This is a genomic window from Pseudomonas putida (genome assembly GCF_003228315.1).
GTDB classification, from domain to species: Bacteria; Pseudomonadota; Gammaproteobacteria; order Pseudomonadales; family Pseudomonadaceae; genus Aquipseudomonas; species Aquipseudomonas putida_S.
Genome location: NZ_CP029693.1, coordinates 3,524,244 through 3,548,554, shown reverse-complemented (window position 1 = coordinate 3,548,554; position 24,311 = coordinate 3,524,244). Strand labels below are relative to the sequence as shown.

Here is a 24,311-nt window from a genome sequence, read left to right as displayed (position 1 = left end):
CATGTGGCGGCTTCTGGTTTGTCTGGCGTGCTTGATGCCTGCGCTGACGATGGCGCAGGGCGAACCGCTGCGCCTGGCGTTCAAGGGCGAGTTGCTGTCCTTGAACCGGACGCAGCTGCTGTCCCGCGAGCCGTTGCCGGATACCTTGCAAACGCCGCTGGGCAGTGTGTGGAAACTGTTCGTCTATGCCTGGCTGGTGGATACCGGGGCGCGGGAGTCGGCCTATGAATGTCGCGGGCAGTCGAAAGAGGAAGTGTATTGCTGCACTGCGGGTGGCAAGGTCGAGCGCGAACAGGCGTTGGTGAAGTCTTGCGGACTGTATTTCGAACCGGCGCGTTTGGGGATATCCGCTGTTGACTGGCGAGCTTATTGGCAAGCGCGAGAGGCGCCGCCGTGGTTGCTGAACTTGCCTTCGTTGCAGCCAGCGACTCGTGTCCCCGTCGCTGAATTGATGCGCATGTTGGCGGTGCTGCCGGCGCAGGATCAGGCCCGGCGCGTGCTGCTCGATGTGGTGTTGAATGCGGCTGACGGCAATGTCGTGGGTGAACTCGGCAGCCGGTTGCGGGTGAAAACCTGGAGCTGGCTGGACGAGCGGGACGCTGCATCGCGTCAGGGTGGATTCGCCGGGTGGACGGTGGATGGCACGCCGATCTGGGCCGGTGGGCGCGGGACCAGTCAGCGGGTTTTGCGTGATTACGCGGCGGCGCTGGCGACGGTCGTGCCTGTTCAATGGCCAGTCGATGCGGGGCGTTGTGTCGAGGTCGGTCTGTTCTCCCGCTATCCGCTCAAGCGTGTGCTGTCGGGCAGTAGCGAAGTGGCTTCGGGGCCGTTGCGCGGTGACTATCGCGTGGAGTTCACCAACGGTAATCAGCTCGATATCCACAGTGACGGCGAGTTGTTTTTAGACAAGGACAAGCTCGTCGCCCGCCTGGATCGTGAAGAGTACGTCGCCCGTGTACTGCAACGCGAAGCCACACCTGAGCCCGCCGAAGCCGCCAAGGCCCTGGCCGTGGCGATCCGTACCTATCTGCTGCAAAACGCCACGCGCAACGGTGATTGCCTGAGCATCGACGACAGCAGCCTGCGCCAGCGTGTCGCCCCGCGTCCGGCCTCTGAGGAAGCGCGAAACATCGCCGCATGGACCAGTGATCTGGTACTGGCCGGCAGCAACGTCACCTACCACTCAGATCAACCCGGCCCGGACAAGCTGTCCTGGCAGCAAGCCGTCGAGCAGGCCAGTGCCGGTCAACGCTACGACGCCATCCTGCTGCACGCCTACCCACGTGCCAGCCTGAGCCGCTGGGACAATCCGGTGGCCTCCTGCGAAACATTGCCCGCCGCACAGGACTGGCTGCAGAAGCAACGTCGTAGCTGGCGTCCGACACTGGAAAGCGAAACCGGCTACAACGAAGTCAGCACTTTCGCCGTCTGCCGCCTGGCGTTTGGCCGGCCCTATGTCGACCGCGAACGCCAGCGCATCTATGTGCGTGGCGTGCTGTCGTTGCAGGACCGCCTCGACCTGACCCACGAATACCTGCACCTGGCGTTTGAAGCCCACCCCAACGGCCAGGATGAAACCTACATCGAAGGCCTCGCACGCCATCTATTGCTGGAATAGCCCATGACATTCTCTGATCCACGGGTCTTGCTGTTGCTTTGCGCGTTCGCCGCACTTTCGCCGGTGATGGCTGCCGACAGCGTCAAACTCGACACGCCCGTCGGTGGCTGGCGCACCGGTATGCCCGAAGGCGAGGGCGAAAACTTTCGTCAGGCCGTCAACTACCCGGCCTCCTCGGTGAACACCCCGGCGGGACAGGCCAACACCGCGCGGATTGCCGGGCAAATCAAGGCCACTCCCAAATCGAACGAGCCCGGCCGACTGATCGTCAACGGCGTCAGCATGCCCCTGAAAATCGACCCCGCCGGCCGCTTCGATCGCCCGTTCTCCTTCCCCAATGGCAGCAACAGCGTCGAAGTCCGCAGCCCCGACGGCCAGCAACGGCGTCGCACGCAATTTCTCAATGCCAGCGGCGGCGCCACCCCCGCCAAGCTCCGGGTACTACTGGCCTGGGACAGCGACGGCACCGACCTGGACCTGCACCTCATCACTCCAGACGGTGCCCACATCTGGTACGGCGACCGCGTAGCACCCAACGGCGCGGCCCTCGACGTCGACGTCACCACCGGCTACGGCCCGGAAATCTTCGCTATGCCCGCGCCGATCAAGGGGCAGTATCTGGTGTATGTGAATTATTTCGGAGGTGGGTATCGCAGTGATGAAGAGGGGCAGGAGGAGGCGGTTCAGCCGCTGACTACGGCACAGGTGACGGTGATAACGGAAGAGGGGACGCCGAGCGAGAAGATGGAAACGTTCGTGGTGCCGATGCGGGCGGTGGGGGAGTTGACGTTGGTTAAGGGGTTTAGTTATCCGTGAGGCTCAGTGGGCGGGGGAGCATTGGGAAAAATCGATGTGCCATGGAATTTGTACTTAATAGTTCCTTTCTCGGATTCGTCGGCAACATTTCTTAATATTGCTGATATCATTTTGCCGCTATTTTGATACCCATTCATCTCCATGCAAGGAAGCCCTATGCGCCGAGCCATCTCGTTGTCTCTGCTCGCGTCGACGATTGCCCTCACCAGTTGCTCCAGTACCCAGATGGATACCCTCGGTCGTGAGCATGGCACCGCTGTGCTCTGCGGCGTCGGCCTGCTCGGCGGGGCCCTGCTGGGCGCCGCCATCAATGGCAAAAATGGTGCCCTGGCCGGCGCAGCCTTGGGCACTGCCGCAGGCTGCTATGCCGGATCGGTCTGGCAATCACGCATGCAAGCACTTGATCGCATTGCCAAGGAAGAAGGCCTGAAGTTGACCTCTACACCACTGCAAGTTGCCAATGGTGCGCCCGGGGTCAAACCCATCGAAGCCGGATTGGTAACCCAGGTCGAGAGCGAAAGCATGTTCGACACCGGTTCCGATCAGCTCACTGCTGCTGGTGTACGTGCCGTGAGCAAGTTGGCGACCGAATACTCGAAGAGTGACGGCAGTGCGACCAGCGCCCAACGCCGCTTCCTGGTAGTCGGCCATACCGATGCCACTGGAACCGCTCAGGTCAACCAGAGCCTGTCCGAACGCCGCGCACGCACTGTGGGCCGTTTGTTGCGTGACGCGGGTATCCCCGCCAGTGCTATCTATTATCAGGGTGCCGGGGCGGCTCGACCTATCGCCGACAACACCGATCCCTTGCAGCGCGGCCGCAATCGCCGTGTCGAAATCGTTGAGACCACCAGCGAAGACGTGCTGATCAAACGCATCGTCTCCGAGCAGAACAACGCTCGCTACCTGGCCTATGGCACGACCAGCGAGCGCAAGCCGGCACCTGTCACCAGCTCGACACAAGCCAAGCCCAAACCCGCCAGCCCGGTAAAAGCCAGCACCGCAACACCCGACGCGGTGAGCAAAGGTTCATCCGCACTGGTGGATTTCGGTGGCAGCCCGGCCACCAGCGACCAACTCGGTTATAGCCTCAAACCCATGGCTGACGGTATCAGCCTGATTTCCTCCGCCCGGGCGGCCGAACCGCCGATGCGTACCTGCCAGGCGGACAAGCCCCGCGACAGCGGTACCGCGCTCAATCTGGCAACCGATCAGCCGCTGAGCCAGCACGCCACCCGTGAATATTTGCCGGGTTACAACAATCGCGTCTGGGCCAATACGGTCAACGGAAATCTGGTGACCATTTCCCCAGTATCCATCCTGCGCGAAGGCGCAGCAGTGGGGACGCAGCCCTTCATTCAGATCGTGAGTGGCTATCAGACCGCGAAGAAAAAGAATCTGGACAAGCTCAACGCCGTCGCCAACACCTATGAAGGCCAGGATGAAGTGCTCTACCGCGTGTTCGTCACCGAGGACAACGCTGCGGTCAGTTGCATGGACATTGTCTTCAGTAAAGGCAATGCCCAGGCCACCCAGGGCGCGCTCTACTACCCCGACAACGGCCAAAGCTATACCGCTCGTTTCGTCCCTATCCGCAGTTGATCAGGAGGATCACCCTTGGAAAACATTTTCACCCTGCAGGGCCTGGAAACGCTGCTGCGTACCCACACTCTGCTGACCGTTGCGATCATCGCTACCCTGCTGGCAATCGCACTGATTGCCTACCTTTGGGAGCACGTTTGCTATTTCACCATGCGTGCCTGGCATGGCCTGCCGGTGATCGGCACGGTCTCGCGGCTGTCCGCCACACCCGGTTATATGAAAGATGGCTGGCCAAGCGTCGAGTCGGACATCTGCAGCGACTACAAGTCCTATTACGACAAGTACGATCGTGACTCCTCGCTCTATCGCAAGAGCAAGGACTACCTGGCCAAAGTAGGTGAAGCCGGACGTCGGCCGATTCCCTCCTGGGTCCTGGGCCTGGCGGTGATCCTGCTGATCGTCGAGGCCGTGGGCTTTGGTTTCGTCCTCGGTCCGTTCGTCAACAGCTCGGCCAGCGCCAATCAGATGGCCATGCTTGCCTGGTCTGTAGCCTTCCTGCTGGCATTGATTTCCGGTGGCTTCGCTCACTTCGCCGGCCATGACATGCACTACAACTCACTGGTCAAGAAGGCCCATGCCTGGTGGTCTCGCGACGGCAAGGGGCCGCAGCGTCCCAGCTCGCTGAAGCAGCTGAAATCGTTGCATCTGGAAGATTCATTCAGTGATGACGACCAGCCCGACTACCAGCAAATCATGGCGCGAATTCACGCCGACCACGATGTGACGCAAAAGAAGAAAGTCATCTACGGCTTCTTCGCCGTCATCATCGTGCTGGCCATTGCCGCGTTCTGGATTCGTGCCTACACCCTCGAATCCATCGAAACCGATATGGTCGCCCAGCTCAGCAGCAGCGCGGCACCTGCGTCGGCACCAGCTTCGCCGTTCGATCTGCCGGACGAATCAAAGTCGGTCAACGAACAGTCCGACAACCAGGCCGTTCAAGACAAGATGGACGCCATCCGTCATGCCTCGCTGGTGACCTACATCGTGCTCTCGGTGGTGTACATCGCCATCCAGTGTCTGATGCTGTGGCTGTCAGTGGTCTATGGCTTCAGCGGCGTGCACTCCAAGGAGGCCTGGAAGAATACCCATCGTTTCAACAGCGCAGACGAATTCGAACGCTGGCACGCCAATCAGCGCGCGCGTATCGCCGGGCATGCCGACCACAAGTTGCGCCTGCTGCAGCAGAAACGCTCGAGCAAACACACCGCCATCGCTGAGGAACAGGATGCCTTGGCTACCGAGCAGGTGGGGAGCCGCAACTTTCTCAGCTTTGTGTTGCTGAGCCGCCAGGACAGCGACCGTCATGCGGAGAAAATGGCCAACACCCGTCAGGTTGCAGCCGAAGCGCGTGCGCCTGTGACGCCAGCAGTTGTGACGCCTGCAGTGCAGGCTGAGCCTGCGGCCGTGCCTGTGAGCGCCGTCAATGCGCAAGCCGTCGAAGTGGATGCGGCCAGTTTCAAGGACCTTACACCTTTCGATGACGCCCAACTGAACCTCGCCGCCAAAGCGTTGAAAATGCCCTATGAAACTCTGCTGGACATCCGTGCCCAGCAAGCAGTGCTCAAGCAGTTGGGCATGTTCGGTGCGCAGGAGCCTGCCTGAAATGCTCAAGTCACTGATCCCCGTGTTGGCGCTGATGATCGCTGTCAGTGCTAATGCTGCCGAACGTAACGACTTGCCCAGTTGCTATGGCAAGGCGCATCTAAATGATCAACGAGCGCCCACATCCGGGCGTCTGCTCAATGTCGTGGTCGACCAGACCATACCGATGCCCGAGGACATCCAGCGTGCTGCCTGGGGCAACATCAGCCGTTACGTCGGCCCCGGAGATCAAGTACGGCTGTATAGCTTTTCGGCGCTGGTACCGGGCCAATACGTACGATTGCTGTTCGCCGGTACACTGGATGCTCCCATCAGTCCGGCACAACGCGACGATATCGACATGAACAAACTGCGCAGCTTCGATGCTTGCATGGCGCAGCAGAAGGCTCAGTTTGAAGGCAGTTTTGGCCGCCAGTTCGTGGCTGCCCTGCGCGGTGCTACTGCCGACCTGCCCAAAAGCGAAATCATGTTCGCGTTGCGCGAAGTAGCGGGCGATCAGGCAAAAATCCCGGCCGATCAAAGGATTCTGTTCGTCATAAGTGACATGCTCGAACACAGTGACTACACCAGCTTCTATGCCGCCAACAAGATTCGTGAGCTCAACCCTGCACAGGAGTTGAGTAAGGCGCAGAAGAACGGAGCCATAGGCGATCTTCACGGTGCGCGAGTGTATGTTGCCGGAGCAGGCCTGATCACTGACGCCATCAAGCAGAATTACCGCTCGGGCAAAACCATGGATAACCTGGAGAGCTTCTGGCGGGGTTACTTTGAGAAATCCGACGCCACTCTGGCTGATTTCGGCAAGCCAATGCTGAATGTGGATTTGCAGTGATACCCCCTTGGTGAGTGCCCTGGTGTGAGCTGGGGTATTCGCCTCCATTGCCTGAAATCCGACAGATAGCCATGCTCTCAGGTGGTTTCTCGGATGGCATGGGTTTATTCCAGGCATTAAAAAGCCGGCTTGTGGCCGGCTTCTTGGGGACTGGCTTGGTTCATTTTTGGTAAACCTCGCCAGCCTTTAAAACGTACATCCGGATCTTGCGTCCGGCTGTGGGACTCGGCGAGAAAGTCATCTGCCTTGTCGGTGCGATCAGAGCCGCCTGGCGGGTCGATGCGCAAATGTGGGGCGCATCATACTGATTTTTTGGGGAAATTCCCAGTTTGGTGTGCAGATTGGATCGCTGTAGCCAGGAACTACAGGAACGGCACTTCCGGTCTGCGTCTGTTCAGCGTCGACCACCAGAACACCCAACCCAATACCCTGATGTTCTGCTCCTCGATCTGAGCGGCCCGGAAGATCTCGTCCGGGTATTGCTCGCGATTATGGCTGCGCAATCGCAGCGCATTTCCCGGCATTCGATGCAGGTATTTGATTCGCAGCATGCCGTCATGCTCGATGGCGTAGATCTCGCCATCGACGATCTGGGTCAGGCCGCGGTCGATGGCCAGGATCGATCCGTCTTCGATGCGTTCGGCCATGCTGTTGCCGATCATGTGGGTGCAGATGGCATCGGCGTGGTTGATTTCCAGCGAGTCGAGGTGGTTGCGGGGCAGTCGGACGGATTGGCCGGGGTCTTCGATGACGTGGGTTTTACCGGAGCCGGGGGCTGTGGCGGTTTCCTTGTAGACAGGGAGATCGATGTCGGTGGGTTCGATGACCGTGTAGACGCCGCGAATGGCCTGGGCATCGAAGGTATTGCCGGCTTCGTCGTGCAGGCGCAGGTGCCGGGCGTCCTTGGGACCTTCGCCGGTTTTCAGCCATTCACTGTTGATGGACAGCTTGCGGGCGACTTCTTCCATGTAGTGGGCGGGCACACCACGGGTGTACCAGTTATGGACATTTTGCGGGGCCGTGTTCAGGAACTCGGCAAACCCTGTTGTCGTGATGTTCGCCATCCCAAGGAGGGCTTTGAAGCGGGGGCCGCTAGTGTTCTTTTTCATGAGCGCGAGTCTACTGGCGAGGCAAAGGCCTTTGAATAAACGCGGCGTTCAAATTTTGCGGGAATTTTAAGACTGGATGTAAGACGTGTTTGAGGAATTTTAAACAGAAAAGCACTGATTCAGATCATATTAAACAAGGTGTTTAACGAGGTTTTTCCTACGCCCACAAAAAACCCCGAATTACCGGGGTTTTTCTTGAAGCTTGCAGCTCAAGGTTGGCAGCTGCAATTAGCCTTTATAGGCCGCAACCGACTTGGTGATCGCAGCACGGGCGGCGTCTGCGCCGTCCCAACCTTCGATCTTCACCCACTTGCCTTTTTCGAGATCCTTGTAGTTCGCGAAGAAGTGCTCGATCTGCTGGATCAGCAGCGGTGGCAGGTCGGTGTATTCCTTCACATCGACGTACAGCTGGGACAGCTTGTCGTGTGGAACAGCAACCACTTTGGCATCGCCGCCGCCATCGTCGGTCATGTTCAGGATGCCGACTGGACGCGCGCGGATCACGGAGCCTGGAGCAACCGGGTAAGGGGTCACAACCAGCACGTCGAGGGGGTCACCGTCGTCAGCCAGCGTGTTCGGGATGTAACCGTAGTTGGCCGGGTAGAACATTGGGGTGGCCATGAAACGGTCAACGAACAGGCAATCGCTGTCTTTGTCGATTTCGTATTTGATCGGCGCGTGGTTGGCCGGAATCTCGATCGCGACGTAGATGTCGTTCGGCAGGTCTTTGCCAGCCGGAATCTTGCTGTAGCTCATTGGGCGATGCCCCCGTAGTTGACCAAAAAGTGGCGGCGATTATAGGCATATTCCTACGCCTGCGCCATGTACCAGAAGTCGTAGAACCTCAGTCGTGCGCCCGATAGACAGGGTCGTCGGCGAGAAGTTGCCTGAGCCTGGCCAGCGGGTCCTGGCGATAGAACAGTTTCAGCTGTTCATACACCTGCGGATACGCCTCGTGCAGCAGATCCGGGGCGCTGAAGAAGTATTCGCTGGTGACGGCGAAGAACTCGGCGGGGTTTTCCGCGGCATAAGGATCGATGGCGGTTTCGGCGTCGGGATTGCGTTCCAGTTGCCGGTCGAGATCGTCGTAAGCCTCCTGCATGACCCTGGCCCAGTCGCTGACCCGCATATCGGCGTGCAGCGGCGGCAAACCGTTGGCATTGCCATTGAGCATGTCGAGTTTGTGCGCCAGTTCGTGGATCACCAGGTTGTAGCCTTCCCAGCCACCACTGGCCATCACGCCGGGCCAGGCGAGGATGATCGGGCCCTGTTGCCAGGCCTCGCCACTGTGCTCGCCATCCCATTCGTGTTCGACACCGCTGGCGTCACGATGGCGCTGGGGGCTGAGGAAATCGTCGGGGTAGAGAATGATTTCGTGGAAGCCCTGATACCAGTTCAGGTCACCCAGGTGCAGCAAGGGCAATTGCGCCTGGGCGGCGAGAAGCAGGCGTTGTTCCTGATGCAGTTCGACACCGGGCAGGGCGGTCAGGTGTTTATCTTCCAGAAACAGCACGCAGGCTTCGCGCAGCCATCGGTCTTCGGCGGCGCTGATGCCGTCGAGAAAGCTCAGGTGTTGGCGCACCCGTTGCCACATGTCATCGGCAATCGGGTGCTTGGCCAGGGTGCGCCGGCGTCGCCAGGTGCTAAGCGACCACATGTCGTGTCAGTGCGTTTCGGCTTTGGAGTTCGATCCGCCGAAACGGCTGCGCACCACGCCGATGATCATCGGCACCAGCGACAACAGGATGATGCCAACCACCAGCAGGGACAGATTGGACTTGATGAACGGCACGGCGCCGAAGAAGTAGCCGAGGGTAACCAGACCACCGACCCAGAGGATGGTGCCCAGTACGCTGAAGGCGAAGAAGCGCGGATAAGGCATTTTCCCCACGCCGGCGACGAACGGTGCAAAGGTGCGAATGATCGGCAGAAAGCGCGCCAGGGTCACGGTTTTGCCGCCATGCTTGTCATAGAAATCGTGGGTTTGTTGCAGGTAGTCGCGACGGAAGATCTTCGAGTCCGGATTGCTGAACAGTTTTTCACCCGCCGTTCGTCCGATGATGTAGTTGGTACTGTCACCCAAGATCGCCGCCAGCATCAGCAGGCCACCCAGCAATACCGGGTCCATGCCGCCACCGGCCGCCACGGCACCGGCGATGAACAGCAGGGAGTCGCCCGGCAGGAAGGGCATGACCACCAGGCCGGTTTCACAGAAGATCACCATAAACAGGATGGCGTAGATCCATGCCCCGTAATTGGTTACGAGCATGTCGAGGTAGACGTCGAGATGCAGGACAATATCGATCGGGTTGAAATCCATGCAAAGCACCTGTGATGACGGCCCGACTCGGCAGGCCTGTGCGGATAACGTCGTGTAAGGCCTACAAACGAGTGTAGTTTTTCTTACAAGTCGGAAAGGTCGGCATTATACGATCTGAGAAGTGAAAATCGCGTCGAGATTGTAGCGGGGGATGTCGGTGGGGAGTTGGCAGTCTGATGACAATTAATAACCCCGAAACCCTCTGTAGGAGCGAGCCTGCTCGCGATGGTCGCCAACGATAACGCTGAGTGCCTGACACCCAGTGGTGTTCTCGAGACCATCGCGAGCATGCTCGCTCCTACAGAAGAAGGTGGGTGTTAAAGCTCGTCGCTGATCGGCAGCACGTAGTTCTTGAACTCGGTGTCTTCCCTGAATCCGATGGATTCATAGGTTTTCTGCGCCACGGCATTGTTGCTGCTGGTGGAAACTCGCATGCGCACGGCATTGGTTTCCTTGGCCATTTTCTTCGCGGTACGAATCAGATGATCCGCCACCAACTGGCGACGGGCATCCTCGGCGACGTAAATGTCATTGAGGATCCAGACGCGCTTGAGGGAAAGCGAAGAGAAGCTTGGATACAACTGACAGAAACCCATCAGTTTGTTGTCGTCCTCATCGGACAGAGCCAGGTAGATGACCGATTCCTTACGGCGCAGGCGTTTCTCGAGGAAAGCCCGGGACGAGTCCGGATACGGCAGGGAGCCATAAAACTCGCGATATTTGACGAACAACGGGGTCAGCAGATCCAGGTGTTCGAGGGTCGCTTGAATAATCCGCATGGTAGGTCTCGTCTTCAAGTGGCTGTCTTGCGTGCTTGGACGGCGACGGGAAACTCGGGAGGCCGTGGATCCGATCCTGCCTCAAACTGGAACGAAAGTGCAACGCGCAGCCGTTCAGGCCTGCGGCGAGCTGAGCAGGAAATTGCCTTTCATGTCCGAACCCGAATCTTCCTCCAGCGTGTGAATTTGCGCTTCGTCCTTCAGATTGACCCCCGACAGCTGCCGTCGACAGGCTTCGCGCATCAGATAAAGCAAGCGGTGTGCCGCCATGCCGTAACTCAAGCCTTCCAGGCGCACATTGGAGATGCAATTGCGGTAGGCGTCCGTCAGGCCGACCTTGGGGTTGTAGGTGAAATACAACCCCAGGCTGTCCGGAGAGCTCAGGCCAGGGCGTTCGCCAATCAGGATCACCGTCATTCTGGCCCCCAGCAGTTCGCCGATTTCGTCGGCGACGGCGACGCGACCCTGTTCCACCAGGGCAATCGGAGCAACGGTCCAGTTCTCAGCGCGGATGTGTTCTTCCATGCGCGCCAGAAATGGCAGGGTATGCCGGTGAACCGCCAAGGCTGACAAACCATCGGCAACCACGATGACCAGATCGACGCCGCCTGGGTGGGCCGAAGCGTAATCGCGCAGCACCTGTGCGGAGTCGGCACTCAACTTGCGCCCCAGATCGGGGCGCTGCAAATAGCTGTTTCGGTCTGGTGCTGCGCTATGCAGCAACAGGCTGTCCTGTCCGCGTTCAGCCAGCTGCGAGCGCAGGCTGGCATGGTCGAACGGCAGATGCACCGCATCCCGCGCCTGGGCATGGGCGTACTGAAAGTCCAGCTGGGCGCGGGTCGGCATGCTGGTGCCGGTGCGGCCCAGGGCGATTCTCGCCGGGGTCAGGCGCCGCAATTCCTGCCAGGGGTTGTGCGGGTCGAAGGGTAGTTTTTCCATATCAACACTCATCCCAATTGCGCCAAAGCATGGCGAAAGGCCGGAGGCAGGCTGTTGCCGAACAGCACCTTGCCGTCCGCCTGGGTAAAAATGCCCATTTTCGCCAGCCACGCCTCGAATTCCGGCGCCGGCTTGAGTCCCAGAGTCTGCCGGGCATAGAGCGCATCGTGGAAGGACGTGGTCTGGTAGTTGAGCATGATGTCGTCAGAGCCGGGGATGCCCATGATGAAGTTGATCCCGGCCACGCCCAGCAGGGTCAGCAGGGTGTCCATGTCATCCTGGTCGGCCTCGGCATGGTTGGTGTAGCAGATGTCACAGCCCATCGGCACGCCAAGCAGTTTGCCGCAGAAGTGGTCTTCGAGGCCGGCGCGGATGATCTGCTTGCCGTTGTAGAGGTATTCGGGACCGATGAATCCTACGACGGTGTTCACCAGAAACGGGTTGAAATGTCGCGCTACGGCGTAGGCTCGGGTTTCACAGGTCTGCTGATCGATGCCGTGGTGGGCGTTGGCCGACAGGGCACTGCCCTGGCCAGTTTCGAAATACATCAGGTTCTGCCCCAGCGTGCCGCGATTGAGGCTTAGACCCGCGTCGTAACCTTCCTTCAATACGTTCAGATTGATACCGAAGCTGGCGTTGGCCGCCTCGGTGCCGGCAATCGACTGGAATACCAGATCCAGGGGTACGCCGCGGTTCACCGCTTCGATCGAGGTAGTAACGTGGGTCAGTACGCAGGCTTGGGTGGGAATCTCGTAACGCTGAATGATGGCGTCGAGCATTTCCAGCATGGCGCAGATCGAGGCGATGCTGTCGGTGGCCGGGTTGATACCGATCATGGCATCGCCATTGCCGTGCAGCAGTCCGTCGAGAATGCTCGCGGCGATACCGGCCGGCTCGTCGGTCGGGTGATTGGGCTGCAGGCGAGTGGACAGGCGCCCGCGCAAGCCGAGGGTGCCGCGAAATTGGGTGACCACGCGGATTTTCTGCGCCACCAGGACCAGATCCTGCACGCGCATGATTTTCGAGACGGCGGCCGCCATTTCCGGGGTCAGGCCGGGGGCGAGCGCACGCAGGGTCTGTTCATCGGCGGCATCGCTGAGCAGCCAGTCGCGGAAACCACCGACGGTTAGGTGACTGACGATGGCAAACGCCTGCTTGTCGTGGGTGTCAATGATCAGCCGGGTGACTTCATCGGCTTCATAGGGAATCAGTACTTCCTGTAGGAAGTGGCTCAGTGGAATGTCGGCCAGCGCCATCTGGGCGGCCACGCGTTCGCCATCATTGAGGGCGGCCACACCGGCCAGGAAGTCCCCGGAACGCGCCGGACTTGCCTTGGCCATCACTTCCTTGAGGCTTTCGAAGCGATAGGTCTGGGCGCCGACGGAATGGGCGAATACGGCCATGGGGTGGGGTCCTCCTGGGGTTTGAATGGTGACCAAGTAGATGCAAGGCCTGAGCCAGGGCGTTCAGGCAGTGTGTCAGTCAGGACGCTATCGCGGGCAAGCCCGCTCCCACAAGGTTTTGGGTCAGCCATCTAAAATGGACTGGTCCAATAACCCTGTGGGAGCGAGCCTGCTCGCGATGGCAAGTTGAAGGGCGACACAGTAATGACTGCATCGCCCCCGACTTTTAGAAGAAGCCCAATGGATTGATGTCGTAGCTCACCAGCAGGTTTTTGGTCTGCTGATAGTGATCGAGCATCATTTTGTGGGTTTCACGGCCGACGCCGGACTTCTTGTAACCGCCGAACGCGGCGTGCGCCGGGTAGAGGTGGTAGCAGTTGGTCCATACACGACCGGCCTTGATGGCGCGGCCCATGCGATAGGCGCGGTTGATGTCGCGGGTCCAAAGGCCGGCGCCCAGGCCGAACTCGGTGTCGTTGGCGATGGCCAGGGCTTCGGCTTCGTCCTTGAAGGTGGTGATACTCACCACCGGGCCAAAGATTTCTTCCTGGAACACCCGCATTTTGTTGGTGCCCTTGAGCAGGGTCGGCTGGATGTAATAGCCGGTTGCCAGGTTGCCGTCGAGTTTCTCCACCTTGCCACCGGTCAGCAGCTCGGCGCCTTCACCCTTGGCGATTTCCAGGTACGACAGGATCTTGTCGAATTGCTGCTCGGACGCCTGGGCGCCGACCATGGTGTCGGTGTCGAACGGGTCGCCGCGTTTGATTTGCAGGACCTTCTTCATCACCACCTGCATGAATTCGTCGTAGATCGATTCCTGTACCAGGGCACGGGATGGGCAGGTGCAGACTTCGCCCTGGTTGAAGAACGCCAACACCAGGCCTTCGGCCGCCTTCTCGATGAAGGTCGGTTCGGCTTGCATGATGTCTTCGAAGAAGATGTTCGGCGATTTGCCACCCAGCTCCACGGTGGACGGAATGATGTTTTCCGCCGCGCATTTCATGATGTGCGAGCCGACCGGGGTCGAGCCGGTAAAGGCGATTTTGGCGATGCGCTTGCTGGTGGCCAGGGCTTCACCGGCTTCTTTGCCGAAGCCTTGCACCACGTTCAGCACGCCCGGTGGCAGCAGATCGCCGATCAGTTCGACCAGCACGCTGATGCCCAGCGGGGTCTGTTCGGCTGGCTTGAGCACCACGCAGTTACCGGCAGCCAGGGCCGGTGCGAGTTTCCACGCGGCCATCAGGATCGGGAAGTTCCACGGAATGATCTGCCCCACCACCCCCAGTGGTTCATGGATGTGATAGGCCACGGTGTTGCCGTCGATTTCGGCGGCGCTGCCTTCCTGCGCACGCAGGCAGCCGGCGAAGTAGCGGAAATGGTCGGCAGCCAGCGGAATGTCGGCGTTGAGGGTTTCGCGAACGGCCTTGCCGTTGTCCCAGCTTTCGGTGAGCGCCAGGGTTTCCAGATTCTGTTCGATGCGGTCGGCGATTTTCAGCAGGATCAGGGAGCGCGCCTGGACGGACGTGGCGCCCCAGGCATCGGCCGCCGCGTGGGCAGCATCCAGGGCCTTGTCGATGTCTTCGGCCGTGGAACGGGGGAATTCGGCAATCGGTTGGCCATTCACTGGCGAGGTATTGGTGAAGTACTGACCTTTGACAGGCGCGACGAACTCGCCGCCGATGTAGTTACCGTATTTGGCCTTGAACGAAACGATAGCGCCTTCAGTACCGGGGTGAGTGTAACGCATGATGTATCTCTCCTTGCTTTTGTGCTTATAGGGAGGACGCGCATGTGCGCTGCATTAAGCGTAGAGCAAAGGTCGGGCCACTGCCTTGCAGGTCAGGCAAATCAAGGCTTTGCGTGGTTTTTGTCAGACCGGCGGGCGGCGTCCGTGACGCTTTCGGTACAGCTGGCGTGACACTTTGTACCGTTTATGGCACAGGCTGTGACCGGGCGGTCGTGCCAGTGTTGCAATGCGCTCCGGGCTGGAGGATGCTCAGGCCTACCCAACGCCGCGGGGAAACAATAAGAAATGCACGACAACCATTTGAGCCGCCATGCCCGTCAGGTCTTGACCGTTGCCCAGGGCAAGTCCCATCTGCACGGCCCCGGCAGCGACCCCTCCATCGCCCGCTCGTGGTTGCGTTGTCTTGAGGACTATCACCTCGATCCGGCCCTGACCATGGCCCCCACCGTGCTGGAGCATGGCCGCGTGCTCGAAAGCCGCGAGCGCCTGCAGCAGGTGCTGCACATCGCTGGCGGCGAAATGACCAGCCTGCATCAGCAGCTTTCCGGTTCCGGGCATGCGGTGCTGTTGACCGACGCCCGGGGCGTGATCCTCAACTGCGTGACGGCACCCACCGAGCGGAAAATTTTCGAGCGCGCCGGGCTGTGGCTCGGTGCCGACTGGAGTGAAGCCTGCGAAGGCACCAATGGCATCGGCACCTGCCTGGTGGAGCGCCAGGCACTGACCATTCATCGAGACGAACATTTCCGTGGGCGTCATACCGGCCTGACCTGCTCGGCGAGCCCGGTGTTCGATCCCCATGGCGAACTGCTGGCGGTGCTTGATGTGTCTTCGGCACGACAGGACGTGTCGCGCCAGAGCCAGTTCCATACCATGGCCCTGGTCAATCTGTCGGCGAAGATGATCGAGAGCTGCTACTTCCTGCGTCATTTCGAAAACCAATGGCTGTTGCGTTTTCATCTGCAGGCCGAGTCAGTCGGGCTGTTCAGCGAAGGATTGCTGGCGTTCGACGGCGAAGGGCGCATTTGTGCGGTCAATCAGAGTGCATTGAACCTCTTGGGGCATGTCCGCGGTGGCTTGCAGGGCCAGCCGGTGGAAGCGTTTTTCGATTGCGGGCTGGATGAGTTGCTCGGTCGCGCCAGCCTCGACGCCAGTGCCAGCTGGCCACTGCGTACCCGTGACGGGCGACGTTTGTTCGCGGTGTTGCGCGGGCAGCCGCGACGCGTGCCGGCGCCTTTGGTGCCTGGGCCGGTCATCGAGGAGCGCTCGCCATTATCGGGTATCTGCCTGGGCGACACGGGCTTGCAGACGGATTTCCGCAAGGCCTTGCGGGTGTACGAGCGGGACGTACCGCTGCTGATCAACGGCGAAACCGGGTCGGGCAAGGAGGCTTTCGCCAAGGCTGTGCATCAAGCCAGCCTGCGCGCCGATAAAGCCTTCGTCGCCCTGAACTGTGCGGCCATCCCTGAAAGCCTGATCGAGAGTGAATTGTTCGGCTATCGCGGCGGCAGTTTCACCGGCGCGCGCAAGGAAGGCATGCGCGGCAAGTTGCAGCAGGCCGATGGCGGGACCCTGTTCCTCGATGAGATCGGCGACATGCCCCTGGCCTTGCAGACGCGGCTGTTGAGGGTGCTGGAGGATCGTCAGGTGGTGCCTATCGGTGGTGAGCCGCAGGTGATCAATGTGCGGATTATCAGTGCCACGCACCGCAATTTGCTGGAGCGGGTCGAAGAGGGCAGTTTTCGCGAAGACCTGTATTACCGGCTCAATGGCCTGGAGGTCGCGCTACCGGCGTTGCGTGAGCGCAGCGACAAATCGCAGCTGCTGGATTTTTTGCTGGCCGAAGAAGCGCGGGGAGAAACCGTGCTGATCGACGAACCGGCGCGTCAGGCCCTGCTGGCCTTCGCCTGGCCGGGCAACGTTCGCCAGTTGCGCAATGTGTTGCGCACCCTGGCGGCACTGTGCGACGGCGGACGGATCGGTCTGGAGGATTTGCCGGCGATGATCCGTCAGGTGCGGCCACCGGTGGTGCAGCCCGTCGAAGAGTCGGAGCGTCCGCTGGACGATGCCGAGCGTCTGGCGTTGTTGAATGCGCTGGAGCACACGCGCTGGCACATGACGCATACGGCTGAACAGCTTGGGGTTAGTCGCAATACCCTTTATAGAAAGCTGCGTAAGCACGGGATAGCCCGTTAAGCACCGCAGAAACCTGAAGGAGCAAGGCTTGCCCGCGATGGCGATTTCAGTGGCGCCATCGCGGGCAAGCCTTGCTCCTACAGGTTCGGTGGTGATCTTGAAACACTGAGTGCGATTTTCCCCTCCCTAAGCTAACCTGCGGCCATGTTTTACGAGGTCGACTATGCACATTCATATTCTCGGTATCTGCGGCACTTTCATGGGTTCGATGGCCGTTCTGGCCAAGGAACTGGGTCATCACGTGACGGGCTCCGATGCCAACGTCTACCCGCCAATGAGCACTCAGCTCGAAGCCCAGGGCATTGAACTGACCCAGGGCTACGACCCGGCGCAGCTCGATCCGGCCCCCGACCTGGTGGTGATCGGCAACGCCATGTCCCGCGGCAATCCGGCGGTGGAATATGTACTGAACAAAGGCCTGCCTTACGTTTCCGGCCCGCAATGGCTGGCCGATCATGTCCTGCAAGGTCGATGGGTGTTGGCCGTGGCGGGTACCCACGGCAAGACCACTACCAGCAGCATGCTGGCCTGGGTGCTGGAGCATGCCGGCATGAGCCCGGGCTTCCTGATCGGCGGCGTGCCGCAGAACTTCTCGGTATCGGCACGGCTGGGCGGTACGCCGTTTTTCGTGATCGAAGCCGACGAATACGACAGCGCCTTTTTCGACAAGCGCTCCAAGTTCGTTCACTACCGTCCACGCACGGCAATTTTGAACAACCTGGAATTCGATCATGCCGACATCTTCCCCGATCTGCCGGCTATCGAGCGGCAATTCCACCATCTGGTGCGAACCATCCCGAGCGAAGGCCTGGTGATCCACCCGACCACTGAACCTGCGCTGCAGCGCGTCATCGAAATGGGCTGCTGGACCCCGGTACAAACCACCGGTGCCGGCGGTCAGTGGCAGGTCAAGCTGCTCAGTGAAGACGGCTCGGCCTTCGAAGTGATGTTCGAGGGGGTATCCCAGGGCGTGGTCGAGTGGGACATGACCGGTCAGCACAACGTCGCCAACGCCTTGGCCACACTGGCCGCGGCGCGTCACGTTGGTGTGGTGCCGTCCATGGGCATCGCGGCCTTGAGTGCCTTCAAAAGCGTGAAGCGCCGCATGGAGAAAGTCGCGGAGGTGCATGGCATCACCATCTATGACGATTTCGCTCACCACCCGACCGCCATCGCCACCACCCTCGACGGTCTGCGCAAACGCATTGGTGATGCGCCGTTGATCGCGATCATCGAGCCACGCTCCAACTCCATGAAGCTCGGCGCGCACCGTGACGGTTTGCCGGAAAGCGTGGTCGATGCCGATCAGGTGATCTGGTATGCGCCGGCCAATCTTGGCTGGGACCTGGCGGGCACGGCGGCACTGTGCACCGTGCCGTCGATAGTCAGCGATTCGCTGGAAGGCATCATCGAGCGGGTGAAAAGCCAGGCGCAACCCGGTACGCACGTGGTGATCATGAGCAACGGCGGCTTCGGTGGCCTGCACGGCAAACTTGCCGAGGCGCTGAAATGAACAACGGTCCGGACCGCATCACGCTGGCGATGACCGGCGCTTCCGGTGCCCAGTATGGCTTGCGCCTGCTCGATTGCCTGGTGCGCGACGACCGCGAGGTGCACTTCCTGATTTCCAAGGCCGCGCAACTGGTGATGGCCACCGAAACCGATGTCACGCTGCCGGCCAAGCCGCAAATGATGCAGGCGTTCCTCACCGAATACACCGGTGCCGCCGCCGGGCAGATTCGGGTATATGGCAAGGAAGACTGGATGTCGCCGGTGGCCTCGGGCTCCGGTGCGCCGGCGGCGATGGTGGTGGTGCCCTGTTCCACGGGGACCTTGTCGGCCATCGCGACCGGTGCCTGCAACAACCTGATCGAACGGGCCGCCGACGTCACGCTCAAGGAGCGCCGCCAGTTGATTGTGGTGCCCCGCGAGGCACCGTATTCGAGCATCCATCTCGAGCACATGCTCAAGCTGTCGAACATGGGAGTAACGATCCTGCCGGCATCGCCGGGCTTCTACCATCAGCCGCAAACCATCGATGACCTGATCGATTTTGTCGTGGCGCGAATCCTCAACCTGCTGAACATTCCCCAGGACATGCTGCCGCGTTGGGGCGAACACCATTTGTCCAGTGATGAATAAGCTGTGGGTGGTGGTGCTGGCCTTGCAGCTGACGGGGTGCGCCACGGCGCGCACGCTGGATGCCGCCAAGCCGGGAGCGCCGGTTGTCTACGCCGGGACGCGGCTGGATCTGTATGCGATGAACGGCGGCTGCTGCGCGAAGGATCGTTTCGGCGCTGAGGCCCCGGGTTATCCGGGAGTTGATCTGCCGGCCAGTGCATTGCTTGACACGTTGTTGTTGCCGTTGTCGTTGCTGACCGTGCTGGGCGTGAACTTTCAGGCGACGGGTGGGCTGTAAGGTTTTTTGTGTCGAGGGAGCAAGCTCCCTCGACACAGATTTATTTGCCTAGCTTGCGCAACTCATCCGACTCGACAATCCGCACCCCATCCTGCTCTTCCAGCGCCAGGCGCCACATCGCGCGGGCCAGCTGGCAGGCCTCGATGCCGTGGAACTTGCCGGGGATCAGTCGTGACAAGGGGCCAGCCATTTGCTCCGCCCGCCGTGGTTCAACTCGCTCTCCCAGCAGCAGCGAGGGCCGGCAAATGGTCAGCTGCGGCCAGTCCTGTGCCCGCAACGCGTATTCCATCTCGCCTTTGACCCGGTTGTAGAAATTCGACGATCGGCGATCAGCACCCAATGCACTGATCACGATCAGATGCCGTGCGCCCATCTCCCTGGCACGCTTGGCGAACGCCACCACCATGTCCAGATCCACCGCGCGGAACGCCTGTTCCGAGCCCGCCTGCTTGATGGTGGTGCCCAGGCAGCAATAGGCGATATCGACGCGGCCGCTCAGCTGCGGCAGGAACATCGCCGGGTCGCCCACGGGGTTTTCCAGGTGCGGATGCCGGGCCAGTGGCCGGCGCGAGGGCGCCAGTACCCGGGTGATCGTGGGCTCATTGAGCAAGCGATCAAGCAGGTGTTCACCGGTCAAGCCGGTAGCTCCGGCAAGCAATACGTGCTGAGGCGTCAAGTACATAGTGTTTCTCCCTTGATACTCTTCAGCTTAGTTGGTCTTTGCGTCCTTGCTCTCGATCGACGCACTTTGCAGGGCCTTACGGGCTTGCTGCTTGCGTAGCAACTGCCAGTGCGAGAGCACGGTTTTAGGCGCCCAGATCTGCGGTTCAGAGGCTTCGTAGCCATCGGCCAGCTCACGCTCGGCAACTGTCGCCTTGGCCAGTTTGAAGGCTTGTTCCAAGTCGTCGGTCTGGTTCAGGGCCTGGTTGAACAGGGCGTCACCGAAGTAGGTGAAATTGGCTTCCTCGGAGCAACCGAACGACACGCGGTCGGCTCGCGAGGCGGTCATGATCAGTGTGCGTTCGTCTTTCAGGGCGGGTATGAAACCGCCGGAATAGCAGGCCGAAATCACAATGATCTTGTCGCGGTTTTTCAGTGGGGCGAGCACCGCGGCCAGTTCGTCGGCCGGCAGGTCGGCCAGTTCCATGCGCGGCTGGTCGAGCACCAGTTCATGTTCACTGGTGCCGTGGCTGGACAGGTAAATGAAAATCAAATCTTCCGGGCCGCTGCGTTCGGCCAGCGTCAGTGCCGCGCGTCGCAGGTTTTCCCGGGTGGCCATCGGCCGGTCGCCGATATGGTCGCGATGGTTCACCAGGCGGATCTGGCCAAAGGCACCAAAGCGGCTGGTGAGCATGTTGGCGACGTAGTCGGATTCGCGCAGGAACACGCTCTGCTTGCCGTCGCCGCCGAGGGTCAGGGTGTACAACTCGACGGCCGGGGTCGAGGCGGGCACGTTGCCCAGCGCGTCTTCCAGCAGGCGTCCCTGGGCCAGCAGGCCGAGTTCGAGGGTGTCGGGCAACAACTTGCCATCGGCGTCACGCACACGCTGCCCATTGACCCACAGGCCGCTGAGCACCGAGCCATCGGTCAGCACCAGGGTGCCGCGACCGGAATAGGTGTCGCTGTCGAACTGGCCGATGTAGAAGCTGCCGTCGGCCAGGTTCAGGCGGCCCTGGCCACTGAAGCGCCAATCGTTGAATTGGCCGATGTAATGACTGCCATCGGCACCGATCAGCTCACCCTTGCCGTTGAGCGAACCTTCCTTGAATTGACCCAGCCAGACATCGCCGTCAGCGTTTTCGTAGCGGCCCTTGCCGTTCAGTTGGTTGTTCTTGAAGCTGCCGACATAGATGTCGCCGTCGGCGCTATTGAATGTCCCGTTGCCTTCCAGCTGGCCGTCAACGAAGTGCCCGGTGAACTGATTGCCATTGCCGTCGCCGCGCTGGCCTTCGCCATTGGGTTTGCCGTGGGCGAACTGGCCCTGGTAGGAGCTGCCGTCTTCGAGTTCCAGGCGCCCGAGGCCTGAGTACTGGTCGGCCTTGAACTCGCCCCGGTAGGTCATGCCGTTTTCTTTGAGGGTACCTTCACCGTCGCGTCGACCGAGCTTGAAGCCACCGTTGTAGCTACTGCCATTGGTGGTGAGGCTGCCCTGGCCGTCGAACAGGCCCTGATTGAACTTCCCGCGATAGACCTCGCCATTGCTGCCGTGCCATTCGCCTTGGCCGTGCCATTGGCCTTTGTCGAACTCGCCGGCGTACCAGCTGCCATTGGGGTAATCGATGCGGCCCTGGCCTTGCAGCAATCCATCGACCAGATCACCCCGATAGCGACCGCCGTCCGGCAGACGGGCATCAGGGGGTAACGGCGATTCACCGTCACCGCATGCGGTGAGCATCAGGGTCAAGGCAAGGAGTGCAAGTGAGCGCATAGCGGGTTCCGGGCAATTAGGCGACCGAGTATGCCGCAGCTATGGGTCCTTATACAGCCGGTATATAAAGCGGCGGGCGCGAAACAGCAGGCGCTGCTTCGCATCCGGGAAGGTTTACACGAAGCAGAGTGACAAAGGTTCGGCGATGTACGCGGGTTTGTCCGAGCCTTCGATTTCCAGGGTGGTGGTGGCTTTGAGCAGCCATTGACCAGGCTTTTTCTCGGTCACTTCAGTCAGGTCGACCTTCAGGCGCACTTTGGAGTTGACCTTGACCGGCTGAATGAAGCGCACGCTGTCCAGGCCGTAATTGACCACCATCTTCAGGCCTTCAGGCACGACGAGGATGTCTTCCATCAGTTTCGGGATCAGCGACAGCGACAGGAAACCATGGGCGATGGTGCTGCCGAAAGGCGTTTGCGCGGCCTTGACCGGATCGACGTGGATGAACTGATAGTCCCCTGTGGCTTCGGCGAACAGGTTGATGCGCTCCTGATCGATCGTGAGCCATTCGGAACGTCCAAGTTCCTTGCCGACATAATCTTTGAGCTCTGCAACTGGAACAAAGGGCATTGAGACTCTCCTTGGGTTCATCGGTTTTTATGGTTTTGAGCCGGGGATCTGGGCCCCCGGTTTACCACTGTAGATCAACATTGTTAATTCCTGCGGTCAACCGACCATGCTTTTGGCGAATGCCGGTGTATACGGCAGGCATGTTTATAATGCCCGGCCCGTGATGGCGGGTAACGGGTTCTGCGGGAGATGAAGGATGTTGTTACGTGGCCTGACATGGCTGGTGCTGTTTCAATTGCTCGGCACCGCGATCAACCATTTGTTTTTGCCGATTCTGCCGGGGCCGATTGTCGGCCTGCTGTTGTTGCTGGTGTTTTTGATCAGTCGCGGTCAGGTCGGTGAGCCGCTGAACGTGGCGGCCGGCAGCCTGCTGCGCTACCTGCCTCTGCTGCTGGTGCCGCCAGCCGTGGGTGTAATGGTCTACGCCAAGGACATTGCGGCGGATTTCTGGGCCATTGCGGGCGCGCTGGTGTTGTCGCTGCTGTTGTCCATGGCTTTCGCAGGCGTATTGATGCAGCGCTTGATCAAGCGCCACGCTCACCCCTCCGAGGACCACTCATGACCCTCGACTGGAACGGCGCCTGGACGTCGGTCATCCATCATCCGTTGTTCGGCATCGGTATTACTTTGGGTGCCTATCAGCTTGTGTTGGCGGCGTACGAGAAAACCCGCTGGATCTTTTTGCAGCCGGTGCTGGTCTCCATGTTGCTGGTAATCGGTGTGCTGGTGGGCTGCGGGCTGACCTATGCCGAGTATCGCAAGAGCACCGAGATCCTCAGCATCCTGCTGGGGCCGGCCACGGTCGCGCTGGCCGTGCCGCTGTACCTGAACCTGCGGCGGATTCGGCAGTTGTTCTGGCCGATATTTACTACGCTGGTGATAGGCGGTGTCGTCGCCACCAGCATGGGCGTGCTGCTGGGCTGGTGGTTCGGCGCCGAACACATGATTTTGATGACCATGGCGCCCAAATCGGTGACTTCACCGATTGCCATGCTGGTGGCCGAACAGATTGGCGGTGTCGCGGCGTTGGCGGCGGTGTTCGTGCTGATCACGGGCGTGATCGGCGCGATCTTCGGTCCAAGCCTGTTGACCCGGCTCGGCGTTCACAGCCCCGAGGCGCGCGGCATGGCGCTGGGCATGACGGCGCATGCGGTCGGTACGGCCGTGGCGATGCAGGAAAATGAAGAATGCGGTGCCTTCGCGGCGCTGGCGATGAGTCTGATGGGCGTGGCCACGGCGGTGTTGCTGCCGTTGGCGGTGTCGATGGTGGTTTAAGGAAATGTCTATGAGTCTGCCGCTTTTTCCGCTGAACACGGTGCTGTTTCCGGGTTGCATCCTCGACTTGCAGATTTTCGAGGCACGCTACCTGGACATGATCGGGCGCTGCATGAAGCAGGGCGGCGGCTTCGGCGTGGTATGCATCCTCGATGGCGAAGAGGTCGGCATCGCGCCGGCGGGTTACGCACTGGTTGGCTGTGAAGCGCTGATCACCGACTTCAAGACCCAGGAAAACGGTCTGCTGGGGATTCGCGTGCAGGGCGGTCGACGTTTCCACGTACTGCGTACCGAAGTGCAGCGCGATCAGTTGATCGTCGCCGACGTCGAGTGGCTCGAAGATGAGCCGGAGCAACCGTTGCAGGATGAAGATGCCGATCTGGTCGCACTGCTCAAGGCGCTGGCGGAGCACCCGATGGTCGAGGCGCTGAACATGGGCACCGAAGCCGTGGGACAACAGTCACTGGCCAATCAGCTGGCCTATTTGCTGCCGTTCGCCGAGCTGGACAAGATCGACCTGCTGCAACTCGACGACCCACAGCAGCGACTGGATGCGATTCAGGCACTGCTTGATGAGTTGCAGGGTGAGTTGTTTGCCTGACGTTCGTTAAAAGATCGCAGCCTTCGGCAGCTCCTACAGGATGTGTGATTGT

Annotated in this window: 23 protein-coding genes; 12 read left to right on the top strand and 11 right to left on the bottom strand. The window is 60.4% G+C overall.

The genetic code is table 11. The features are described 5' to 3' along the window. The first annotated feature begins 1 nt into the window (after position 1). The 5 genes from DKY63_RS16530 (at position 2) to DKY63_RS16510 (ending at position 6,473) form a co-directional block, all read left to right on the top strand. Entirely contained in the window at positions 2-1,618 is a 1,617-nt protein-coding gene (locus tag DKY63_RS16530; protein ID WP_110965076.1) for a DUF2300 domain-containing protein, read from the top strand. 3 nt (positions 1,619-1,621) lie between these two features. Continuing rightward, positions 1,622-2,434, top strand: coding sequence for a YfaP family protein (locus tag DKY63_RS16525; protein ID WP_110965075.1), 813 nt, complete (start codon positions 1,622-1,624; stop codon positions 2,432-2,434). Positions 2,435-2,590: 156 nt separating this feature from the next. Further along, positions 2,591-4,036 (top strand): OmpA family protein, encoded by a 1,446-nt coding sequence (locus DKY63_RS16520; protein ID WP_110965074.1) that lies wholly within the window; start codon positions 2,591-2,593, stop codon positions 4,034-4,036. A 15-nt stretch (positions 4,037-4,051) separates the two neighbouring features. Next, entirely contained in the window at positions 4,052-5,641 is a 1,590-nt protein-coding gene (locus DKY63_RS16515) for a hypothetical protein (RefSeq protein ID WP_110965073.1), read from the top strand. A 34-nt stretch (positions 5,642-5,675) separates the two neighbouring features. Further along, a complete protein-coding gene (locus DKY63_RS16510; protein WP_239499410.1) occupies positions 5,676-6,473 on the top strand; it encodes a hypothetical protein in 798 nt (265 codons plus the stop codon). A 362-nt stretch (positions 6,474-6,835) separates the two neighbouring features. On the opposite strand, the gene DKY63_RS16505 is transcribed toward DKY63_RS16510, so the two are convergent. From DKY63_RS16505 to exaC, 8 genes are all read right to left on the bottom strand, one after another. Next, positions 6,836-7,582 carry a LexA family transcriptional regulator gene (locus DKY63_RS16505; RefSeq protein WP_110965071.1) on the bottom strand — a complete coding sequence of 249 codons (747 nt, stop codon included), beginning with the start codon at positions 7,580-7,582 and terminating at the stop codon, positions 6,836-6,838. 228 nt (positions 7,583-7,810) lie between these two features. Next, complete coding sequence (ppa, locus tag DKY63_RS16500; protein ID WP_085585933.1) at positions 7,811-8,338, bottom strand: inorganic diphosphatase; 528 nt, start codon at positions 8,336-8,338, stop codon at positions 7,811-7,813. Between the two features lie 88 nt (positions 8,339-8,426). Continuing rightward, positions 8,427-9,239, bottom strand: a complete 813-nt coding sequence (locus tag DKY63_RS16495; protein ID WP_110965070.1) for a zinc-dependent peptidase — start codon at positions 9,237-9,239, stop codon at positions 8,427-8,429. Positions 9,240-9,245: 6 nt separating this feature from the next. Next, on the bottom strand, positions 9,246-9,902 hold the full coding sequence (locus tag DKY63_RS16490) for a DedA family protein (RefSeq protein WP_110965069.1): 657 nt from the start codon (positions 9,900-9,902) through the stop codon (positions 9,246-9,248). A 317-nt stretch (positions 9,903-10,219) separates the two neighbouring features. Continuing rightward, on the bottom strand, positions 10,220-10,681 hold the full coding sequence (locus DKY63_RS16485; RefSeq protein WP_110965068.1) for a GNAT family N-acetyltransferase: 462 nt from the start codon (positions 10,679-10,681) through the stop codon (positions 10,220-10,222). Between the two features lie 114 nt (positions 10,682-10,795). After that, positions 10,796-11,620: an ethanolamine ammonia-lyase subunit EutC gene (gene eutC, locus DKY63_RS16480; RefSeq protein WP_110965067.1), complete on the bottom strand. Its 825-nt coding sequence runs from the start codon at positions 11,618-11,620 to the stop codon at positions 10,796-10,798. Between the two features lie 8 nt (positions 11,621-11,628). Continuing rightward, positions 11,629-13,023 carry an ethanolamine ammonia-lyase subunit EutB gene (locus DKY63_RS16475; RefSeq protein WP_110965066.1) on the bottom strand — a complete coding sequence of 465 codons (1,395 nt, stop codon included), beginning with the start codon at positions 13,021-13,023 and terminating at the stop codon, positions 11,629-11,631. Positions 13,024-13,249: 226 nt separating this feature from the next. Continuing rightward, on the bottom strand, positions 13,250-14,770 hold the full coding sequence (gene exaC / locus DKY63_RS16470; RefSeq protein WP_110965065.1) for an acetaldehyde dehydrogenase ExaC: 1,521 nt from the start codon (positions 14,768-14,770) through the stop codon (positions 13,250-13,252). A 285-nt stretch (positions 14,771-15,055) separates the two neighbouring features. Here exaC and DKY63_RS16465 point away from each other — a divergent pair, with 285 nt between their 5' ends. The 4 genes from DKY63_RS16465 (at position 15,056) to DKY63_RS16450 (ending at position 19,385) form a co-directional block, all read left to right on the top strand. Next, complete coding sequence (locus DKY63_RS16465) at positions 15,056-16,966, top strand: sigma-54-dependent Fis family transcriptional regulator (RefSeq protein WP_110965064.1); 1,911 nt, start codon at positions 15,056-15,058, stop codon at positions 16,964-16,966. Positions 16,967-17,129: 163 nt separating this feature from the next. Then, positions 17,130-18,479: a UDP-N-acetylmuramate:L-alanyl-gamma-D-glutamyl-meso-diaminopimelate ligase gene (mpl, locus tag DKY63_RS16460; RefSeq protein ID WP_110965063.1), complete on the top strand. Its 1,350-nt coding sequence runs from the start codon at positions 17,130-17,132 to the stop codon at positions 18,477-18,479. Further along, positions 18,476-19,108: a flavin prenyltransferase UbiX gene (gene ubiX, locus DKY63_RS16455; protein ID WP_110965062.1), complete on the top strand. Its 633-nt coding sequence runs from the start codon at positions 18,476-18,478 to the stop codon at positions 19,106-19,108. The genes mpl and ubiX overlap by 4 nt, the downstream gene beginning before the upstream one ends. Beyond that, a complete protein-coding gene (locus tag DKY63_RS16450) occupies positions 19,101-19,385 on the top strand; it encodes a YceK/YidQ family lipoprotein (protein ID WP_110967939.1) in 285 nt (94 codons plus the stop codon). Before ubiX ends, DKY63_RS16450 begins: the two co-directional genes overlap by 8 nt. A gap of 40 nt (positions 19,386-19,425) precedes the next feature. On the opposite strand, the gene DKY63_RS16445 is transcribed toward DKY63_RS16450, so the two are convergent. The 3 genes from DKY63_RS16445 to DKY63_RS16435 form a co-directional block, all read right to left on the bottom strand. After that, the gene (locus DKY63_RS16445; protein WP_110965061.1) at positions 19,426-20,067 is read right to left on the bottom strand and encodes an oxidoreductase; all 642 of its coding nucleotides are present in this window, start codon (positions 20,065-20,067) and stop codon (positions 19,426-19,428) included. A gap of 27 nt (positions 20,068-20,094) precedes the next feature. Next, positions 20,095-21,813: a C13 family peptidase gene (locus tag DKY63_RS16440; protein WP_110965060.1), complete on the bottom strand. Its 1,719-nt coding sequence runs from the start codon at positions 21,811-21,813 to the stop codon at positions 20,095-20,097. Positions 21,814-21,927: 114 nt separating this feature from the next. After that, entirely contained in the window at positions 21,928-22,383 is a 456-nt protein-coding gene (locus DKY63_RS16435; protein ID WP_110965059.1) for a MaoC family dehydratase, read from the bottom strand. Between the two features lie 196 nt (positions 22,384-22,579). On the opposite strand from DKY63_RS16435, the gene DKY63_RS16430 reads away from it, so the two are divergent. Genes DKY63_RS16430 through DKY63_RS16420 form a run of 3 tightly spaced genes read left to right on the top strand, consistent with a single transcriptional unit; the run spans position 22,580 to position 24,259 of the window. Continuing rightward, on the top strand, positions 22,580-22,945 hold the full coding sequence (locus DKY63_RS16430) for a CidA/LrgA family protein (RefSeq protein WP_110965058.1): 366 nt from the start codon (positions 22,580-22,582) through the stop codon (positions 22,943-22,945). Beyond that, the gene (locus tag DKY63_RS16425) at positions 22,942-23,658 is read left to right on the top strand and encodes an LrgB family protein (protein ID WP_110965057.1); all 717 of its coding nucleotides are present in this window, start codon (positions 22,942-22,944) and stop codon (positions 23,656-23,658) included. Before DKY63_RS16430 ends, DKY63_RS16425 begins: the two co-directional genes overlap by 4 nt. Before the next feature lie 10 nt (positions 23,659-23,668). Beyond that, positions 23,669-24,259, top strand: a complete 591-nt coding sequence (locus tag DKY63_RS16420) for an LON peptidase substrate-binding domain-containing protein (RefSeq protein ID WP_110965056.1) — start codon at positions 23,669-23,671, stop codon at positions 24,257-24,259. Positions 24,260-24,311: the final 52 nt, after the last annotated feature.

Coding starts and splice junctions, on each gene's coding strand:
- DKY63_RS16435 (WP_110965059.1), bottom strand. CDS start 22,383: ATGCCCTTTGTTCCAGTTGCAGAGCTCAAAGATTATGTCGGCAAGGAA.
- ppa (WP_085585933.1), bottom strand. CDS start 8,338: ATGAGCTACAGCAAGATTCCGGCTGGCAAAGACCTGCCGAACGACATC.
- DKY63_RS16510 (WP_239499410.1), top strand. CDS start 5,676: ATGATCGCTGTCAGTGCTAATGCTGCCGAACGTAACGACTTGCCCAGT.
- DKY63_RS16450 (WP_110967939.1), top strand. CDS start 19,101: ATGAATAAGCTGTGGGTGGTGGTGCTGGCCTTGCAGCTGACGGGGTGC.
- DKY63_RS16505 (WP_110965071.1), bottom strand. CDS start 7,582: ATGAAAAAGAACACTAGCGGCCCCCGCTTCAAAGCCCTCCTTGGGATG.
- DKY63_RS16440 (WP_110965060.1), bottom strand. CDS start 21,813: ATGCGCTCACTTGCACTCCTTGCCTTGACCCTGATGCTCACCGCATGC.
- DKY63_RS16420 (WP_110965056.1), top strand. CDS start 23,669: ATGAGTCTGCCGCTTTTTCCGCTGAACACGGTGCTGTTTCCGGGTTGC.
- DKY63_RS16495 (WP_110965070.1), bottom strand. CDS start 9,239: ATGTGGTCGCTTAGCACCTGGCGACGCCGGCGCACCCTGGCCAAGCAC.
- exaC (WP_110965065.1), bottom strand. CDS start 14,770: ATGCGTTACACTCACCCCGGTACTGAAGGCGCTATCGTTTCGTTCAAG.
- eutC (WP_110965067.1), bottom strand. CDS start 11,620: ATGGAAAAACTACCCTTCGACCCGCACAACCCCTGGCAGGAATTGCGG.
- mpl (WP_110965063.1), top strand. CDS start 17,130: ATGCACATTCATATTCTCGGTATCTGCGGCACTTTCATGGGTTCGATG.
- DKY63_RS16525 (WP_110965075.1), top strand. CDS start 1,622: ATGACATTCTCTGATCCACGGGTCTTGCTGTTGCTTTGCGCGTTCGCC.
- DKY63_RS16485 (WP_110965068.1), bottom strand. CDS start 10,681: ATGCGGATTATTCAAGCGACCCTCGAACACCTGGATCTGCTGACCCCG.
- DKY63_RS16465 (WP_110965064.1), top strand. CDS start 15,056: ATGCACGACAACCATTTGAGCCGCCATGCCCGTCAGGTCTTGACCGTT.
- DKY63_RS16520 (WP_110965074.1), top strand. CDS start 2,591: ATGCGCCGAGCCATCTCGTTGTCTCTGCTCGCGTCGACGATTGCCCTC.
- DKY63_RS16445 (WP_110965061.1), bottom strand. CDS start 20,067: ATGTACTTGACGCCTCAGCACGTATTGCTTGCCGGAGCTACCGGCTTG.
- DKY63_RS16490 (WP_110965069.1), bottom strand. CDS start 9,902: ATGGATTTCAACCCGATCGATATTGTCCTGCATCTCGACGTCTACCTC.
- DKY63_RS16430 (WP_110965058.1), top strand. CDS start 22,580: ATGTTGTTACGTGGCCTGACATGGCTGGTGCTGTTTCAATTGCTCGGC.
- DKY63_RS16475 (WP_110965066.1), bottom strand. CDS start 13,023: ATGGCCGTATTCGCCCATTCCGTCGGCGCCCAGACCTATCGCTTCGAA.
- DKY63_RS16530 (WP_110965076.1), top strand. CDS start 2: ATGTGGCGGCTTCTGGTTTGTCTGGCGTGCTTGATGCCTGCGCTGACG.
- ubiX (WP_110965062.1), top strand. CDS start 18,476: ATGAACAACGGTCCGGACCGCATCACGCTGGCGATGACCGGCGCTTCC.
- DKY63_RS16425 (WP_110965057.1), top strand. CDS start 22,942: ATGACCCTCGACTGGAACGGCGCCTGGACGTCGGTCATCCATCATCCG.